Below are 16,521 nucleotides of genomic sequence, written 5' to 3'. Positions count from 1 at the left end.
TCGTGGGAATGATGATGACTCGACTGCAATTGCTCGGCCTGACCGTCGCTGCCGCTCTACTCGTCACTGGCAGCGCGCATGCCGAAGGCGACAAGGCCGCCGGCCGCAAACTGATCTACACCTGCAATGGCTGCCACGGCGTCGAGGGTTACGAAAACGCCTATCCGCGCTACCCCGTGCCGAAGATCGCCGGGCAGAACGCGCAGTACATCATCAACGCCCTGCACGGCTACAAGGCGGGCGACCGCAGCCATCCGACCATGGGTGCCCAGGCGCAGAGCCTGTCCGACAAGGACATCGAGGACATCGCCGCCTACCTGTCCAGCCTCGCCAAGTAAGTAGCCCAAGGGATTCCGATGAATCGTGCGCTCACCCTGCTTTCGTTCGGCGCCGTCCTGGCGTTCGCTTCCCTCCAGGCCCCGGCCGCCGGCAACACCGACGCCGGCAAGCAGAAGGCCGCTGCCTGCTTCGCCTGCCACGGCGCCGACGGCAATTCCGTCGATCCGCAGTACCCGCGCCTGGCCGGCCAGTACAACCTGTACATCCAGCGCGCCCTGCACGAGTACAAGAGCGGCGCGCGCAACAACGCGATCATGAAGGGCTTCGTCGCCACGCTGTCCGAGCAGGACATCGAGGACGTGGCGGCCTATTTCTCCGCGCAGCCGAGCAAGCTCAGCACGCTCGAAGGGCATATCCAGGGCGACAAGTAAGCCCTGAGCTTGCCGCATGAAAAGGCCCGCTCGCGCGGGCCTTTTTCTTTTGCCCCCTCCCCCTCCGCGGAGAGGGTCGGGATGAGGGGGCGGGCGGAGCAGCGGGCGAAGGATCGCCATAAGCTCGACCGTTCTTCCTGATCAGCCCATGGCCGAGTGCCCTTCCCGCTTGCTGTAGTACGGATTGCTGCCGCCCGCGTGGTCGGTGGCATCGCGCACTTCGGTGATCTCCGGCACGCGTTCACGCAGCGTCTTCTCCACGCCTTGCTTGAGCGTCACGTCGACCATGCCGCAGCCGTGGCAGCCACCGCCGAACTGCAGCACTACCACGCCTTGCGCACTCACCTCCAGCAGGCTGATGCGGCCGCCGTGCGCGGCGATGCGCGGATTGACCTCGGCGTCGAGCACGTAGCGCACACGCTCCACCAGGCCCGCTTCCATGCCCGGCATGTCGCCCTTGATGCGCGGCGCGCGGATATTGAGCTGGCCGCCGGTGGCGTTGGATTCGTAGTCGATGCTGGCGCCGTCGAGCCAGGGCGCGCTGTCGCCCTCGATCTGGAACAGGAAGCCCTCGCATTCGATGGTCCATTCGTTGCCGGTGAGCTCGTCCGGCTCGCAGAACTCCAGCTCGCAATTGGCGGCGGGCGTGCCCGGCGCGGTGACGCGCAGGCGGATGCTGAGGCCTTCGATGCCCTGCTGCGAAAGAAGACGCAGGAAATGCCGCTGCGCGCGTTCGGAAATGTCGATCATGCCTGCTCCGGGGAAACGGCCTGGCGCGGGCTGGGGAGCCGCGCCGGAAACAGCACCATTTTAGTCCTCTTTCGCGCCGGCTGCATGGTTTTGACTTTTCGCCACGCAACTTCGACGCTTCGCGTTTTGAATCTTCCGGAGTCCCGACCATGAGCTACGCCGACCTCGCCAGCCAGCACTGCACCCCGCGCAAGGGCAAGGAGCACGCGCTGGATGGCGCGCAGATCGAGGCCATGCTGGCGAAACTGCCGGGCTGGACGCTGGCCGCCGCAGGCAAGGCGATCGTGAAGGACTTCAAGTTCGCCGATTTCCACCACACCCTGGGCTTTATCAATGCGGTCGGCTTCATGGCCAACCAGGAAGACCACCATCCGGATCTCGAAGCCGGCTATGGGCACTGCCAGGTGCTGTGGTCGACGCATGACGTGGGCGGGCTTTCGCTCAACGACTTTATCTGCGCCGCGCGCGTCGAGGCCTTGCTGGCGCGCTGAGCTTGGGCGCGCGCCTGCCTGCTGCGGTTCGCGTCGCCAGCTTCGTGCTGGCGGCGGCCTTGTTGCTGCTGGGGCTGCGCGCGCTGGCGGGCTGGATGGTGGAAAGCCATCTGCGCCATGAGGCGGAGCGCGAACTGCATGTGCTGCAGGCGGGCGAGCCGCTGTGGCGATGGCGCCTGCGGCAGCCGCGCGATCTGGTGGCCGGGCGGGCGTTCGGGAATGCTTCGGTGGCCGCGGATGGGACCGGTCTGAAAGTGACCAGCCGTGACGGGCAGGCTTTCGAACTGGGCCTGCCGGTGCTGCAGCCGATGGATCTGGCGCACTGGCCGTTGCTGCATCTGGACCTCCGCGGCAGCAAGGCCGGATCGCTTTATCTCATCGTCCAGCCGCACGCGCGGGAGCCTTCGTGCATGGCCGACGCTGGCAGGATTCCTGTCGGCGACACGGCCACCCAGGTCTTCGATCTGCGCAAGCTCGACTGGCGGCACGGGGACGCGTCGCCCTGCGCGATGCCGGCCACCGTGGCGTATCTGTTCCGCCTGCGCGCGCAACTGCCGGCCGGCGGGACGCTCGAACTGCGCGACGCGGCGCTGGTGGCGGAGCGGCCGGTCCCGTTGCCCGGCTCCGCTCCCACGGTCGACCTTTCGGCGGGACGGGAGATCGATCTGCGCGAACAGCTGACCGTGGCCCCCACCATGCCGGCCGTGCCGCTGGTCTGGCTGCCGCGCGAAGGCTCGGTCGAAAACTGGCTCGGGCTGCGCGACCGGCTGCGCGATCGGTGGCCGGCCGCCCTCATCGTTTCCGCCGGGTCCACCCCTGTCGCCACCGCGCATGAAGCCGCTCCCGCCTGGCTGGCCTGGTCGATCTGCGCGGCCTACCTGCTGGTGCTGCTGTATACGGCGCGGCGCGATACCCATCCCGCCTGGGACGTGCTGGCCGTGGCGGCCGGCCCGCTCTGGCTGATCGCCGGCCTGCAATGGGGGCTGCGCGCATCGCCGCCGGCGGTGGCGGCTTTTATCGGTGCGCTGGCCTGGGCCGGGTGGAAGGAGACGCGGCGGCGCCCGGCGGATTGGCGCTGGATCGGCGGCAAGCCGAAGGACTGGCTGGCGCCGCTGGCGCTGCTTCCGGTGGCCGCGATCGTGGTGGCCGTGTTCGGCCATGGCTACGCCGCGCCGGAATGGCGCCACGCTTTCTTATATGTCGCCTGGGCCGGCCTGCAGCAGTGGCTGATGCTGGCGGTGGTGCTGCGCCGGCTGGAGCACTGGCCGGGGGGAACGGCGCTGCCGATCCTGGGCACCGCCACCCTGTTCGCCCTGCTGCACACCCCGAACGGAGCGCTGATGCAGCTGTGCTTCCTGGCCGAGCTTGGGTGGGCGTGGTGCTTCCTGCGCTCCCGCCGCCTGCTGCCGGTCGCCCTGGCTCACGCCGGCTGCGCGCTGCTGGTGGAAAGCGGGCTGACCGGCGGGCTGCTGCGCTCGCTGGAAGTCAGTGCGCGTTTTTTCCTCTAGGGCGGTAGCCCTCGGGATTTTTGCCTTTCACGGCAAGCACATCGAGGAAGTTCTTCAAGTCTTCTGGCAAAGGCGCCGAGAAGCCGTAGGCGCGCCCATCGAGCTCGAAGCTCATATGCGCGGCATGCAGGAACAGCCGCTGCAGGCCCATCTCGCGGTACAGCTTGTTCGCTTCCTTGTCGCCGTACTTGGCGTCGCCGGCCAGCGGGTGGCCGACGTGGGCGGCGTGCACGCGGATCTGGTGGGTACGGCCGGTGCCCAGGGTGGCCTGCATCAGGCGGGCGCCGCGGTACTGCTCCATCTCGCGGAAAAAAGTAAGCGAGGGCTTGCCGTTATCGGACACTCTTACCATCCGTTCGCCGCCCTGGAGCACCGATTTCTGCAGCGGCGCGTTGACGTCGAACTTGGCTTTGTTCGGATGCCCGACCATCAGGCAGAGGTATTGCTTGGTCACCGTATTGGCGCGGATCAGCGCCTGCAGCCCGGTCAGGCCGGCGCGGGTGCGGGCGAACACGAGCACGCCGCTGGTGTCGCGGTCCAGGCGGTGGACCAGCTCCAGGTGCTCGTTCGGCCGGGCCGCGCGCAGCAGCTCGATCGCCCCGTGGCTGACCCCGCTGCCGCCATGGCTGGCGATGCCGGCGGGCTTGTCGATCACCAGGAAATGCTTGTCCTCGAAGATGACAGCCTCCGCGACGGCTTCCATCAGCGCGGCCGAAGGCGGCTGCTCGCCAGTCTTCTCCGGGGCCATGCGCACCGGCGGAATACGCAGCATATCGCCGGCGGCGAGACGGGTTTCCGGCTTGGCGCGCTTGCCGTTCACGCGCACCTGTCCGGTGCGCAGCAGACGGTAGATCATGCTTTTCGGCACGCCCTTGAGGATGGTCATCAAGGCGTTGTCGATCCGCTGGCCGTCCCTTTCCGGGCCGATCTCGACTTGACGCACTCCGTGAGGTGCGTCGTGGGAAGTTGCCGTCTGCATTGAAAAAAACCTGACTAAATAGGATACTCGGCCGGCGCTACGTCCTAGCCCGCCGAAACCGGTCCGGGCCGGGACGCCCGCCCGTGACGCCGGCGAGGATAGCGCCGGCCGCTCACCCGGCAGCCGGTCGCTGCTCCCTTTCATCGTAACGGTTCGGGTTGCCGTTTGTCCGATTGTTAAGAGAGATTTCTTAACGAATCGGCGCGGCTGGCGTGATGCCACGAATACCCCGGAGCCGGTAACGGCGCCGTCTTTATGCCGCTTCCCCGCTGCGGCGCGATCCCCGGCAGGCCGCCCAGAAGGCGCCACCGCGGCACGCGACGCGCGGCAAGCCAAGGAAAACTACAATGAAACGTATGTTGATCAACGCGACTCAGCGTGAAGAGTTGCGCGTGGCCATCGTCGATGGCCAGACCCTGTACGACCTCGACATCGAAATCCCCTCCCGCGAACAGAAAAAGGCCAACATCTACAAGGGCCGCATCACTCGCGTCGAACCCTCCCTGGAAGCCTGCTTCGTCGAATACGGTGCCGAGCGCCATGGCTTCCTGCCGCTGAAAGAAATCGCCCGGGAATATTTCACCCCCGGCCTGGATCCGAACAAGGCGAATATTCGCGACCTGATCAAGGAAGGCCACGAAGTGGTCGTCCAGGTCGAGAAGGAGGAGCGCGGCAACAAGGGTGCCGCCCTCACCACCTATATCAGCCTGGCCGGCCGCTACATGGTGCTGATGCCGAACAACCCGAAGGCCGGCGGCGTCTCGCGCCGGATCGAGGGCGAGGACCGGCAGGCCCTGAAGGAAGCCCTCGAGCACCTGACGGTGCCGGACGACGTCGGCCTGATCGTGCGCACCGCCGGCATGGGCCGCGACGCCGAAGAGCTCCAGTGGGACCTGGACTACCTGCTGCAGCTGTGGAAGGCCATCTCGGCCGCCGCCAGCGCGCAGAAGGCGCCGTTCCTGATCTACCAGGAATCGAAGCTGTTCATCCGCGCCCTGCGCGACTACCTGCGCAATGACATCGGCGAGATCCTCATCGACGAGGAATCGCTGTTCAACGACGCGCGCGAGTTCATGCAGCAGGTCATGCCCAATGCCCTGCGCAAGCTCAAGCTGTACCGGGACGACACCCCGCTGTTCTCGCGCTACCAGATCGAGACCCAGATCGAGAGCGCGTTCGACCGCCAGGTCCGCCTGCCCTCGGGCGGCTCGATCGTGATCGACCAGACCGAAGCGCTGACGGCCATCGACATCAACTCCTCGAAGGCCACCAAGGGCAGCGACATCGAGGAAACCGCGTTCAACACCAACTGCGAGGCGGCGGTGGAAATCGCCCGCCAGTTGCGCATCCGCGATGCCGGCGGCCTGATCGTGATCGATTTCATCGACATGGACAGCCCCAAGCACCAGCGCGAAGTGGAAGAGCGCCTGAAGGACGCCCTGAAGCTGGACCGCGCCCGCGTGCAGGTCGGCCGCATCTCGCGCTTCGGCCTGCTGGAAATGTCGCGCCAGCGCCTGCGCCCGAGCCTGGGTGAAGCCACCCAGATCGTGTGCCCGCGCTGCGAGGGCCATGGCCACATCCGCAGCGTGGAATCGCTGGCGCTGTCGACCCTGCGCCTGATCGAAGAGCACGCCATGAAGGACAACACCGGCCAGGTGCTGGTGCAGGCCCCGCCGGCGGTGGCCAACTTCATGCTCAACGAGAAGCGTGCCGGCGTGGTCGAGATCGAGCTGCGCAACAAGGTCCACGTGGTGATCGTGGCCGACGACCAGCTCGAGACCCCGCACATCCAGATCCAGCGCATCCGCGAAGCGGAGATGGGCGAGCACAGCAAGCCCAGCTACGAGCGCCGGACCGTGGTGGAAGCCGCGCCGATCCCGAAGATGGGCCAGGCCCTGGGCAGCGGCGAGCAGCCGGCCGTCAGCGGCATCGTGCCCGCCTCGCCCGCCCCCGTGCGCGAGGAAACCGCGCCGGCTCCGGTCGCCGCGCCGCCGGCCCGCCAGGCTCCGCGTCCGGCCGCCGCGCCGACGCCGAGCGGCGGCATGATCTCCCGCTTCCTGGGCTGGTTCCGTGCCGCCCCGGCCCCGGCGCCCGCGCCGGAAGCCAGGCGCGAAAGCACCCCGTCCAACACCGGCGGCCGCAACCAGCGCCGTGACGAGCGCGGCCGCGGACAGCAGCCGCAGAACCGCCAGCAGCAGCAACCGCAGCAGCGCCGCGACCAGCAGCCCAAGCAGGGCCAGGCCCAGCAGCAGCAACAGCAGGGCAAGGGCAATCGCCAGCGCGGCAACGAGCAGCAGCCGCGCCAGCAGCAGGGCCAGGCCAAGCCGGAACAGCAGCAGCGCCAGCAGCAGCCGAAGGCCGCCGAGGCCCAGGCCGGCGAGCGCAAGCAGAACCCGCAGCAGCCGCGCCAGGAACAGGCCAAGCCCGCCCAGCCGCAGGCCGCGCAGGCGCAGGAACCGCGCCAGCCGCGTCCGGCCGCGCAGCCGCAGCAGGCTGCTCCGGCCGCCGCCGCAGCCCAGCCGATCGCTCCGCAGCAGCCGGCCCCGCAGCCGCAGCGCCCGGCCCCGGCGCCCGCCGATGAAGCCGCGCAGGACGCCGCGCTCGCCGCCAAGCCGGTGACCGATGCCGTCGCACCCGACGCGCTGGATCCGGCCGCCGCCGAAGCCGAAGGCGGCCAGCCGCGCCGTCGCCGTGGCCGCCGCGGCGGCCGCCGCCGCCGCCGTCACGAAGACGCCGCCCAGGCCGGCTCGCCCGACGCGCAGCAGGACAACGAGTTCGATCTGGACGACGAAGACCGCGAGGAAGATGGCGCCGGGCAGCCGGCCAAGGCCGAAGCGCGTCCCGCCGCAGCGGCTGTCGCCGCGACCGCGGCCGCCACCGTGATCGCCGTCGAAGGCATCGAGTCGGCCCATGCTCCGGCGGCTCGCGCCGAACTCGAGGTCCCGGTGGTCGAAACGCCCGCCCCGGCACCGGCTTCGTTCAACCTGCCCGCCCTGCCGCCGGTGCCCGCGAAGGCGGACGAGCCGGAAGCCGTGGCCGCACTGCCGGCCGAGCCGGTGGTGGCGCACGCGCCGGTGGAAGACGCGCCGGTCGCCGCCGACGTATCGGCGCCGCCGGCCACCGTGGCGGAAAGCGAGATCCGCGCCGCCGCGACGGTGACGACGCTGGAGTCCGCTCCGCTGTTCGCCGCCGCCGAGGCCGTGGCAGCCGAACCCGTCGCTGCCGCTCCGGTCGCCGAAGCGCCCGCGGTTGAAGCCGCGCCGGTGGTGGTCCATGTCGAGCCGGTGCTGCCGGTCGAACCGGCTGCCGTGGAACCGATGGTCATCGAACCCGCGGTTGTCGTCGTCGAGACGGTCAAGACCGAGCCGGAAGTCCAGGCGCCGGAAGCCGTCGAGACGAAACACGAAGCGATCGCCGACGAACCCGCTCAGGCGGAGTTGCCGTCGGAAGTCACCGTGGTACCCGCACCGGTCACGCAGCTGCCCGCACAGGGCGATCTGCTGGGCCACGTGGCGCCGCCGGCGCCCCACGCAAGCACGGACGAAGCCGCCGCGCAGGACGACGCTGCTTCGGAAGAGAAGAAGGACAGCCACGCTTCCAACGGCTGATCCGGCGCATCGTGCAACGAAAAAGCCGGGCTTATCGCCCGGCTTTTTTTTATGCCGCGAATCGACCGCAAGCCGCGGTTCGCTACGCCGCGCTCAACCGCCGCCGATCTGGTTGTTGTGCGTATCCAGCAGCCCGTGGATGGTCATCAGGTGCGCGAGGCTCACGATGTGATCCACCTGCAGCTTCTCCATCAGGCGCTGCTTGTAGGTGGACACCGTCTTCGGGCTCAGGTTGAGCTGCTCGCCGATGGTGGTGAGCGCCTTGCCGCGCACCAGCATCATGGCGACTTCCAGCTCGCGGCTGGACAGCGCGTCGAACGGCGAGGCCTCGCCGTCCAGCGTCGCCAGCGCCAGCTGCTGCGCCACCGCCGGCGCCAGGTAGCGGCGGCCGCCGGCGACCTGGCGCACCGCGCACAGCAGTTCGTCGGCGGTGCAGCCCTTGGTGAGGTAGCCGGTGGCGCCGGCTTCGAGCAGGCGCTTGGGAAAGCGCGCGTCGTCCACCACGGTGATGATGATGATCTGCGTCGGCATCTTGGCGCGGGCGACGCGCTCGGTGAGCTCGATGCCGCTCATGCCGGGCATGTGCACGTCGACCAGCGCGATTTCCGGCTCATGCGCGCGGATCAGCTTCAGTCCCTCTTCCGCCGTGCCCGCCTCGCCGCAGATATGCACGTCCGGCTGCTGCTGCAGGATCATCCGAAAGCCGGTGCGGACGAGCTCGTGATCGTCGATAAGAACCAGATTGATCACGTCCCCGCCCTCCGTGGGTCAAGTTCCTGAAAGTAGGCGGCATGCGCAGACGATGCAAGCACCCCCCTGTAAGTGGCGTCCACCAACATAAAAACTTTTTCTCGCCTCCCTTTCCCGGAGCGTTGCCGCCTGGACTTGCGCAAGTATCTTCGATCGCCCTGACCGGGTCTGTCAGTCATGACCTACGGTGTGTCGTCATAAGCTGGCGAGTGTTATCTCCCCGTGATGATTTTCGCGCTTTCCAGAGGCTCCGGACGTGCGTTGGCGCCAGGAAATCCCTAGCGCCTCAAGCAGGTGCCCGCTGACAGCGCAGCTCCCGAAGGCCGCATGGTTTTAGGAGTGATTCCGGCCTGGCTGGCGGTTTTCGCTGGGCCGTGTCTGCGGTGTCGTCCTACATCAGTGGTCGGTGCGATGTCAGGAAAACTTCACCCGCAGATGGATGGACGAAGGCATCCGCCCCTCAGCGCGGCCGTCGCGCAAACGGAAGCACCCACCGCACGCGAAACGAACACGCACGAAACGGACGCCGTGACGTCAGCCAGGGAACAAGAGGAAGACATGGTGCCCGGAGCGGGGGTCGAACCCGCATAGCCTTTCGGCTGAGGGATTTTAAGTCCCTTGCGTATACCAGTTTCGCCATCCGGGCCGAGCGACATGATGCACGTGCGGTGCGCGCCGCCTGCGATATCGCGGCGCATCCTAGCATGCGTGCGTGGCCGGCACGCCGCGTCCTCTGCTGCGCGGATCCCGCTCATGCGGGCAACAAAAAGCCCGCGCATGGCGGGCTTTTTGAATCTTCGCAATGGAGGCCAGGGTCGGAATCGAACCGGCGTACACGGCTTTGCAGGCCGCTGCATGACCACTCTGCCACCTGGCCATTGCCGGCGCATCGTAACCGGAAAGATCACGCTGCGCCTTAAAAAACAAAACCCCGGCGGTCCGAGGTTTTGCTGAAGACTGGAGCGGGAAACGAGACTCGAACTCGCGACCCCGACCTTGGCAAGGTCGTGCTCTACCAACTGAGCTATTCCCGCATCAGAGTCAGAAATCATAGCAGAAGATCGGGATTTGTGAAGAGGCGGCGACGGATTAATTTGCCCGCGCTTACCGCTTTCATCCCCTTCCGAGCCCGCCGGCGCGTGGACCCCGGAAACGAGAAAGCCCCGGATTTACCGGGGCTTTCATCGAAACTGGAGCGGGAAACGAGACTCGAACTCGCGACCCCGACCTTGGCAAGGTCGTGCTCTACCAACTGAGCTATTCCCGCATCGGAGTCGCGCATTGTAATGGCTAAAGCGCGGTCGTCAAGCCTCTGTCACACGGTGCCGTTTTCCTCGTTCGCCGGCTCGTTGCGCGGCGGTTCGCCGCGCAGCATCGGCCATGCGGCGCGCAGGTAGTACAGGCCGGACCAGATGGTCAGCACGCCCGCGATCACCAGCAGCGCCTCGCCGATGTGATACAGGCGCAGCGCCTCGGCGCTCTTCTCGTGCTGCACGATCAGCACCACCAGCGCGATCATCTGCATCACGGTCTTGAGCTTGCCGACGAAGGCCACCTTCACCGCCGCGCGCATGCCGATCTCGGCCATCCACTCGCGCAGCGCGGACACGCTGATCTCGCGCCCGACGATAATCGCCGCCGTCACCGCCATCAGCACGCCGGCCCAGCCGCCGCGATGCGATTCCACCAGCAGGAACAGCGTCACCGCCACCATCAGCTTGTCGGCCACCGGATCCAGGAAAGCGCCGAACGCGGATGTCAGATTGAGCCGGCGCGCCAGGTAGCCGTCCAGCCAGTCGGTGATCGCCGCGAGCAGGAACACCACCGCGGCGGTGATGTTGTGGCCCGGGAACTGCCAGTAGAACACCAGCACCATCACCGGCAGCAGCGCCACGCGGAACAGGGTGAGCCAGGTCGGCAGATTGATGCGCATAGGTTCCTTAGCTCTCATCCGCGCAGTGTCGCATGCGCGCGTCGTGCCCACAGTAACGAAGGTTCAGCCATGCAGGGCCGCATAGATGCGCTCCGCCAGGCCACGGTCGATGCCCTTGATCCGTGTGAGTTCCTCCACGCCCGCCGCTTCCACGCCGGCGAGTCCGCCGAAGGCCTTGAGCAGCGCGGCGCGGCGGCGTGCGCCGATGCCCGGCACTTCTTCCAGCACACTGCGCTCGCGCGCCTTCTCGCGACGCTTGCGATGGCCGCTGATGGCGAAGCGGTGCGCCTCGTCGCGCACGGCCGCCACCAGGTGCAGCGCCGGCGACGCCGGGCCGGGATGCAGCTCGCGGCCGCTGTCGGCGAGGATCAAGGTCTCCTCGCCCGCGCGGCGGCCCGGCCCTTTCGCCACGCCGACCACGCGGATGCCGCTCACGCCCAGTTCCTTCAGCACGTCCAGCGCCTGCGCTACCTGCCCGCCGCCGCCGTCGATCAGCAGGATGTCGGGGCTGGCGCCCTCGCCTTCCGCCACCTTGCGGAAACGGCGCGTCAGCGCCTGGTGCATGGCGGCGTAGTCGTCGCCCGGCGTGATGCCGGCGATATTGAAGCGGCGGTAGTGCGATTTCTCCGGCCCTTCCGGACCGAACACCACGCACGAAGCCACCGTCGCCTCGCCCATGGTATGGCTGATGTCGAAGCATTCGATGCGACGCGGCGATGCATCCAGCTCCAGCAGCCGCTGCAGGTCGTCGAAGCGCGCGCCCAGCGTCTGCCGGCTGGCCAGGCGCGCGGTGAGCGAGGCCTGCGCATTGCGCTCGGCCATCTGCAGGAAGCGCGCGCGTTCGCCGCGCACGCTGGCTTTCAGTTCCACCGTGCGGCCGGATTGCTGGGTCAGCACCTCGGCCAGGATTTCCTGGTCCGGAATCGGCTGGCACAGGATCAGCTCGCGCGGCACCGGGCGGTCCAGGTAGTACTGCGCGATGAACTGGGCCATCACGTCGCCCGGCTCGGCATCCAGCGGCAGGCGCGGGAAGAAATCACGCGTGCCCAGGCTGATGCCGTTGCGGAAGAACAGCACGCTGACGCAGGCCATGCCGGCTTCGATGCGGCAGGCGATCACGTCCATGTCGGCGCTGGCGCCATGCACGTGGTGCTGCGCCTGCAGGCCGCGCAGCGCGGCCACCTGGTCGCGCATCGAGGCGGCGCGCTCGAATTCCAGCGACTTGCTGGCCTGCTCCATCGAACCCACCAGCTCGTCGATCACCGCGCTGCTGCGACCTTCCAGGAACATCTCGGCATGGCGCACGTCGCTGCGGTAGTCGTCAACGGTGATCAGCTGCACGCACGGCGCCGTGCAGCGCCCGATCTGGTGCTGCAGGCAGGGCCGCGAGCGGTTGCGGAAATAGCTGTCCTCGCACTGGCGCACCTTGAACAGCTTCTGCATCAGGTTGAGGCTTTCGCGCACCGCGAACGCGCTCGGATACGGGCCGAAATAGCGGCCCGGCAGGTTCTTGGCGCCGCGGTGGAAGGCCAGCCGCGGATACTCCTCTTTGCTGGACAGATAAATGTACGGATAGCTTTTGTCGTCGCGCAGCAGGATGTTGTAGCGCGGCTTCAGCGACTTGATCAGCTGCGATTCCAGCAGCAGCGCCTCGCCCTCGGTGCGCGTGATGGTGATCTCGGCGCGCTCGATCTGCGACACCATCGAGGCGATGCGTGGCTCCATCCGCGGCTTGAGGAAATAGCTGCCGACGCGCTTTTTGAGATTGCCCGCCTTGCCGACGTAGAGCAGCTCGCCCTCGGCATCGAAATAACGATAGACGCCGGGCGAGGTGGTCAGGGTGCGGACGAAGGCCTTGCCGTCGAAGGCCTGCGGCGGAGTGGGCTGCATAGGGTGAATTCTAACGGGATTCGCCCCTCTCTTATGGAGGCCGGCGTCGCCATTGCAATGGCGCGGATCAGCGCCGGCGCAGGCGCTCGATCAGTCCGGCCACGCCGCGTTCGGCCAGCGCCACGCAGGCGGTGAAGCCTTCGGGGCCGCCGTAGTACGGGTCGGGGAAATCCTGCGGCGGCGCGGCGCCGGTCCAGGGCAGGAACAGGCCGGTTTCGGCGCGTGAGCGAGATGTGACGAAGCGCTGGATGCCGCGCAGATTGTCGCTGTCCATGGCGAAGACCAGGTCGTATGCGTCCAGGTCCGCGGCCCGCAGCTGCCGTGCGCGGTGCGGCGAAAGATCGAAGCCCGCCGCCGCGGCCGCATGCACCATGCGCAGGTCGGCGCCCTCGCCCACATGCCAATGGCCGGTGCCGCAGGAGGCCACCTCCACGGCGAGTCCCGCCTCGGCGCAGCGCTGGCGCGCCACGCCTTCCACCAGCGGCGAGCGGCAGATGTTGCCCAGGCACACGAACAGGACGCGCGGCGCGCTCATCCCTGCGCCGCCAGCCATTGCTCGGCGCGCAGCACGTCGGCTTCGGTATCGATCCCCGGCGGGAACGGCTCCGGCGTCAGGCGCACGGCGATGGCGTGGCCATGTTCCAGCACGCGCAGCTGCTCCAGCGATTCGGCCTGCTCCAGCGGCGTGCGCTGCAGCGTGGTGTAGCGCTGCAGGAAGCCGGCGCGGTACGCGTAGATGCCGATATGGCGCAGGAACGGCGTATCCGCCGGCAGCTGCTCGCGGCTGGCGGCGAAGGCATCGCGCGCCCAGGGCAGCGGCGCGCGGCTGAAGTACAGCGCGCGGCCGGACACGGTGCGCACCAGCTTCACCACGTTCGGATCGAACAGTTCGTGCGCATCGAGGATGGGCGTGGCCAGCGTGGCCATCGGCGCATCGTCCTCGGCCAGCGCACGCGCCACCTCGCGGATGCCGGCCGCCGGAGCGAACGGTTCGTCGCCCTGCAGGTTCACCACGATGGCGTCGTCCGCCCAGCCGTAATGCGCGGCGCATTCGGCCAGGCGATCGCTGCCGGAAGCGTGGTCGGCGCGGGTCATGCAGATATCGATGCCCTGCTGCCCGGCCAGCGCATCGGCGACGCGCCGGTCGTCCACCGCCACCACCACCCGGGCCGCGCCGGCCTGCAGCGCACGCTGGGCCACGCGCACCACCATCGGCACGCCGCCCAAGGCGCGCAGCGGCTTGGCCGGCAGGCGGGTGGAGCCGTAGCGGGCGGGGATGGCGACGATGAAGGGCGGGACGTGTGCGGACATGGCGACCTCGTGTGGAGGCGCCAAGCCTAACCGCTGGGCAAGGTTGACACGAGCCTGGCCCGCGCAGGTTGGGGTGAGCCGCAGGCGAACCCCAACGTTGCCGCGCTGTTGGGGTTCGCCTGCGGCTCACCCCAACCTACGTCAGCCATCGGTGCGCAGTTCGAAGCCGCAGCCGTTCGCCAGCTCCATGAAGCCCGGGAACGACGTAGCCACATTCGCGCAATCCGCGATGCGGATCGGGCCCTGCGCCATCAGGCCGGCAACGGCGAAGCTCATCGCGATGCGGTGGTCGCCGTGGCTGTCCACTTCGCCGCCGCGCAGCGCGCCGCCGTCGATGATGGCGCCGTCCGGCGTCTCCTCGATATTCGCGCCGATGGCCTTCATGCCGGCGGCCATGGTGGCGATGCGGTCCGATTCCTTCACGCGCAGCTCGGCCGCGCCGCGCACCACGGTGCGCCCCTTGGCCGCCGTCGCGGCAATGAACAACGCGGGGAATTCGTCGATCATGTCCGGCACCAGCGCCTCCGGCAGTTCCACGCCATGCAACTGCGCGTGGCGCACGATCAGATCGCCCACCGGCTCGCCGCCGCTCTCGCGTTCGTGCTCGACCGTGATGTCCGCGCCCATCAGGCGCAGCGCCTGCAGCAGGCCGGTGCGGCGCGGGTTGAGGCCCACCGCCGGCAGGCGCAGTTCGGCGCCGGGCACGATGCTGCCGGCGACCAGGAAGAACGCGGCGGAGGAGAAATCCGCCGGCACGTCCACGTCGGTGGCGCGCAGGCGATGGCCGCCGCTGAGGCGCGCGCGGCCGGGCTCGAATTCAATCGGCCAGCCGAAGGCGGCGAGCATGCGCTCGGTGTAGTCGCGCGTGGGATGCGGCTCGATCACTTCCGTCTCGCCCTGCGCATACAGGCCGGCCAGCAGCAGCGCGGACTTCACCTGCGCGCTCGCCACCGGCAGCGTGTAGCGGATGCCCTTGAGCGGCTGGCCGCCGTGCACGCGCAGCGGCGGCAGGCCATCCTGCGTATCGATGCGCGCGCCCATCGCGGCGAGCGGCTCGGTGACGCGGCGCATCGGGCGCCTGGACAGCGACTCGTCGCCGATCAAGGTGCTGTCGAAGGCCTGCCCCGCCAGCAAGCCGGCCAGCAGGCGCATGCCGGTGCCGGCGTTGCCGCAGTCCAGCGCTTCGGCGGTGCCGCGCAGGCCGTGCAGGCCGACGCCGTCGACCACGCGCTCGCCGGCGCTGGGCGTTTCGATGCGCACGCCGAGCTTCTGCAGCACCGCCGCGGTGGCGCGGGTGTCCTCGCCTTCGAGGAAGCCGCGGATATGCGAGCGGCCTTCGGCCAATGCGGACAACATCATCGAACGATGCGAAACGGACTTGTCGCCCGGCACGCGCACGCTGCCGTGCAGCGCGCGGGCGGGCTGGCTCAACCAGTCGAGTCGGGTCACGAAGCTTCTCCGGGCGGCGGCCGGCGGCCGCCGCGGTCTGGGATCAGGGCAAGGCCACCGGGTAGGAACCGAGCACGCGCACCTGCGCGGCGGCGCCGTCCATCTCCTGCATCGCGGCCTGGATCGGCGCGTCCTGCACATGGCCGGACACGTCGATGAAGAAGGCGTACTGCCACTTGCCGGTATGCGCCGGGCGCGACTCGATGCGGTTGAGGCTGACGTCGTGCTTGGCGAACGGGCTGAGCACGTCGTACAGCGCGCCGGGCTTGTCGTTCACGGTGATCAGCAGCGAAGTGCGGTCGTTGCCCGAGGGCGGGAACAGCGAGCGGCCGATGACCAGGAAGCGCGTGGTGTTGTCGGCGCGGTCCTCGATGCCGGTGGCCAGCGTCTTCAGGCCGTACACGCGGCCGGCCGTTTCGCCGGCGATCGCGCCCGCGTCGTCCGCATGCCGCGCCATGCGCGCGGCTTCGGCATTGCTGCTGACCGCGATGCATTCCACGCCCGGCAGGTTGATGCGCAGCCAGGTCTTGCACTGCTGCAGCGACTGCGCGTGCGCATAGACGCGCTTGATGTCTTCCATTCTGCCGCTCTGCGAATGCAGGCACTGGTGCACGCGCAGCTCGATCTCGCCGCAGATGGTGGCTGCGGAAGTAAGGAACATGTCCAGGGTGATCTGGATCATGCCCTGGCCGGAGTTCTCCACCGGCACCACGCCGAAATCGGCATGGCCGGCGGCGACCTCCTGGAATACTTCCTCGATGCTGCCCAGCGGCAGGCCATAGGCGGCATGGCCGAAGTGCTTGCGCACGGCCTGCTCGCTGAAGGTGCCTTCGGGGCCGAGGAAGCCGACCTTGAGCGGGTCTTCCTGCGCCAGGCAGGAGGACATGATCTCGCGGAACAGGCGCACCATTTCCGTGTCGGACAGCGGCCCGCGGTTGCGGTCCACCACCATGCGCAGCACGTGGGCCTCGCGCTCGGGGCGATAATAGTCGATCGCCGACAGCCCTTCGCCCTTGACGCGCGCCACTTCCTGGGCCCAGGTCGCGCGCTCGGCGATGAGCTCCTGGATCTGGCGGTCGATGCTGTCGATGCGTTCGCGCACCTGTTCGAGCGAGACTTTTGATTCGGTCATGAGCTGAGGT

14 protein-coding genes and 4 tRNA genes are annotated in these 16,521 nt (G+C 68.4%); 5 read left to right on the top strand and 13 right to left on the bottom strand.

Going from position 1 to position 16,521, the window contains the following annotated elements:
* Positions 1 to 14: 14 nt before the first annotated feature.
* Together FHW85_RS03035 and FHW85_RS03030 are read left to right on the top strand one after the other, a co-directional pair.
* Positions 15 to 338 (top strand): cytochrome c, encoded by a 324-nt coding sequence (locus FHW85_RS03035; protein ID WP_168647261.1) that lies wholly within the window; start codon positions 15 to 17, stop codon positions 336 to 338.
* 18 nt (positions 339 to 356) lie between these two features.
* Positions 357 to 710 carry a cytochrome c gene (locus FHW85_RS03030; protein ID WP_167256943.1) on the top strand — a complete coding sequence of 118 codons (354 nt, stop codon included), beginning with the start codon at positions 357 to 359 and terminating at the stop codon, positions 708 to 710.
* Between the two features lie 141 nt (positions 711 to 851).
* Here the strand turns inward: FHW85_RS03030 and FHW85_RS03025 are convergent, their stop codons facing one another.
* Positions 852 to 1,460: an NfuA family Fe-S biogenesis protein gene (locus FHW85_RS03025; protein WP_168647260.1), complete on the bottom strand. Its 609-nt coding sequence runs from the start codon at positions 1,458 to 1,460 to the stop codon at positions 852 to 854.
* A 149-nt stretch (positions 1,461 to 1,609) separates the two neighbouring features.
* Between FHW85_RS03025 and FHW85_RS03020 the strand changes: the two genes are divergently transcribed.
* Positions 1,610 to 1,951 carry a 4a-hydroxytetrahydrobiopterin dehydratase gene (locus FHW85_RS03020; protein ID WP_167256941.1) on the top strand — a complete coding sequence of 114 codons (342 nt, stop codon included), beginning with the start codon at positions 1,610 to 1,612 and terminating at the stop codon, positions 1,949 to 1,951.
* A 2-nt stretch (positions 1,952 to 1,953) separates the two neighbouring features.
* Positions 1,954 to 3,459, top strand: coding sequence for a type II CAAX endopeptidase family protein (locus FHW85_RS03015; RefSeq protein ID WP_168647259.1), 1,506 nt, complete (start codon positions 1,954 to 1,956; stop codon positions 3,457 to 3,459).
* On the opposite strand, the gene FHW85_RS03010 is transcribed toward FHW85_RS03015, so the two are convergent.
* Positions 3,437 to 4,345 carry an RluA family pseudouridine synthase gene (locus tag FHW85_RS03010; RefSeq protein ID WP_243868148.1) on the bottom strand — a complete coding sequence of 303 codons (909 nt, stop codon included), beginning with the start codon at positions 4,343 to 4,345 and terminating at the stop codon, positions 3,437 to 3,439. The two genes, FHW85_RS03015 and FHW85_RS03010, sit on opposite strands and share 23 nt — an antisense overlap.
* Positions 4,346 to 4,785: 440 nt before the next feature.
* Here FHW85_RS03010 and FHW85_RS03005 point away from each other — a divergent pair, with 440 nt between their 5' ends.
* Positions 4,786 to 8,046, top strand: a complete 3,261-nt coding sequence (locus FHW85_RS03005) for an Rne/Rng family ribonuclease (protein WP_168647258.1) — start codon at positions 4,786 to 4,788, stop codon at positions 8,044 to 8,046.
* A gap of 93 nt (positions 8,047 to 8,139) precedes the next feature.
* Here the strand turns inward: FHW85_RS03005 and FHW85_RS03000 are convergent, their stop codons facing one another.
* The 11 genes from FHW85_RS03000 to pheA form a co-directional block, all read right to left on the bottom strand.
* Positions 8,140 to 8,796, bottom strand: a complete 657-nt coding sequence (locus tag FHW85_RS03000; RefSeq protein ID WP_167256938.1) for a response regulator — start codon at positions 8,794 to 8,796, stop codon at positions 8,140 to 8,142.
* Between the two features lie 559 nt (positions 8,797 to 9,355).
* Positions 9,356 to 9,442 (bottom strand) — tRNA-Leu (locus tag FHW85_RS02995).
* Positions 9,443 to 9,599: 157 nt separating this feature from the next.
* Positions 9,600 to 9,673, bottom strand: a tRNA-Cys gene (locus FHW85_RS02990).
* A gap of 81 nt (positions 9,674 to 9,754) precedes the next feature.
* A tRNA-Gly gene (locus FHW85_RS02985) sits at positions 9,755 to 9,830 on the bottom strand.
* A 157-nt stretch (positions 9,831 to 9,987) separates the two neighbouring features.
* Positions 9,988 to 10,063: transfer RNA gene (locus FHW85_RS02980), tRNA-Gly, on the bottom strand.
* Positions 10,064 to 10,111: 48 nt separating this feature from the next.
* Positions 10,112 to 10,729, bottom strand: coding sequence for a CDP-diacylglycerol--glycerol-3-phosphate 3-phosphatidyltransferase (gene pgsA / locus FHW85_RS02975; protein WP_167256937.1), 618 nt, complete (start codon positions 10,727 to 10,729; stop codon positions 10,112 to 10,114).
* 63 nt (positions 10,730 to 10,792) lie between these two features.
* Positions 10,793 to 12,619 carry an excinuclease ABC subunit UvrC gene (uvrC, locus tag FHW85_RS02970; protein WP_168647257.1) on the bottom strand — a complete coding sequence of 609 codons (1,827 nt, stop codon included), beginning with the start codon at positions 12,617 to 12,619 and terminating at the stop codon, positions 10,793 to 10,795.
* Positions 12,620 to 12,686: 67 nt separating this feature from the next.
* Positions 12,687 to 13,154: a low molecular weight protein-tyrosine-phosphatase gene (locus tag FHW85_RS02965; protein WP_168647256.1), complete on the bottom strand. Its 468-nt coding sequence runs from the start codon at positions 13,152 to 13,154 to the stop codon at positions 12,687 to 12,689.
* Positions 13,151 to 13,930: a 3-deoxy-manno-octulosonate cytidylyltransferase gene (kdsB, locus tag FHW85_RS02960; protein ID WP_167256934.1), complete on the bottom strand. Its 780-nt coding sequence runs from the start codon at positions 13,928 to 13,930 to the stop codon at positions 13,151 to 13,153. The genes FHW85_RS02965 and kdsB overlap by 4 nt, the downstream gene beginning before the upstream one ends.
* Positions 13,931 to 14,071: 141 nt before the next feature.
* On the bottom strand, positions 14,072 to 15,379 hold the full coding sequence (gene aroA, locus FHW85_RS02955; RefSeq protein ID WP_343203661.1) for a 3-phosphoshikimate 1-carboxyvinyltransferase: 1,308 nt from the start codon (positions 15,377 to 15,379) through the stop codon (positions 14,072 to 14,074).
* Between the two features lie 43 nt (positions 15,380 to 15,422).
* Positions 15,423 to 16,511 carry a prephenate dehydratase gene (gene pheA, locus FHW85_RS02950; protein ID WP_167256932.1) on the bottom strand — a complete coding sequence of 363 codons (1,089 nt, stop codon included), beginning with the start codon at positions 16,509 to 16,511 and terminating at the stop codon, positions 15,423 to 15,425.
* Positions 16,512 to 16,521 lie beyond the last annotated feature (10 nt).

The organism is Dyella sp. SG609 (genome assembly GCF_012275375.1).
GTDB lineage: Bacteria > Pseudomonadota > Gammaproteobacteria > Xanthomonadales > Rhodanobacteraceae > Dyella_D > Dyella_D marensis.
The sequence above is the reverse complement of the archived record's forward strand: the minus strand, read 5'-3'. Positions and strand labels throughout refer to the sequence as shown.

Excerpts from the sequence above, each read along its gene's own strand:
- pheA (WP_167256932.1), bottom strand. The coding sequence starts at position 16,511 with ATGACCGAATCAAAAGTCTCGCTCGAACAGGTGCGCGAACGCATCGAC.
- pgsA (WP_167256937.1), bottom strand. The coding sequence starts at position 10,729 with ATGCGCATCAATCTGCCGACCTGGCTCACCCTGTTCCGCGTGGCGCTG.
- FHW85_RS02965 (WP_168647256.1), bottom strand. The coding sequence starts at position 13,154 with ATGAGCGCGCCGCGCGTCCTGTTCGTGTGCCTGGGCAACATCTGCCGC.
- FHW85_RS03030 (WP_167256943.1), top strand. The coding sequence starts at position 357 with ATGAATCGTGCGCTCACCCTGCTTTCGTTCGGCGCCGTCCTGGCGTTC.
- FHW85_RS03010 (WP_243868148.1), bottom strand. The coding sequence starts at position 4,345 with ATGACCATCCTCAAGGGCGTGCCGAAAAGCATGATCTACCGTCTGCTG.
- FHW85_RS03035 (WP_168647261.1), top strand. The coding sequence starts at position 15 with ATGACTCGACTGCAATTGCTCGGCCTGACCGTCGCTGCCGCTCTACTC.
- FHW85_RS03025 (WP_168647260.1), bottom strand. The coding sequence starts at position 1,460 with ATGATCGACATTTCCGAACGCGCGCAGCGGCATTTCCTGCGTCTTCTT.
- FHW85_RS03020 (WP_167256941.1), top strand. The coding sequence starts at position 1,610 with ATGAGCTACGCCGACCTCGCCAGCCAGCACTGCACCCCGCGCAAGGGC.
- uvrC (WP_168647257.1), bottom strand. The coding sequence starts at position 12,619 with ATGCAGCCCACTCCGCCGCAGGCCTTCGACGGCAAGGCCTTCGTCCGC.
- kdsB (WP_167256934.1), bottom strand. The coding sequence starts at position 13,930 with ATGTCCGCACACGTCCCGCCCTTCATCGTCGCCATCCCCGCCCGCTAC.
- FHW85_RS03005 (WP_168647258.1), top strand. The coding sequence starts at position 4,786 with ATGAAACGTATGTTGATCAACGCGACTCAGCGTGAAGAGTTGCGCGTG.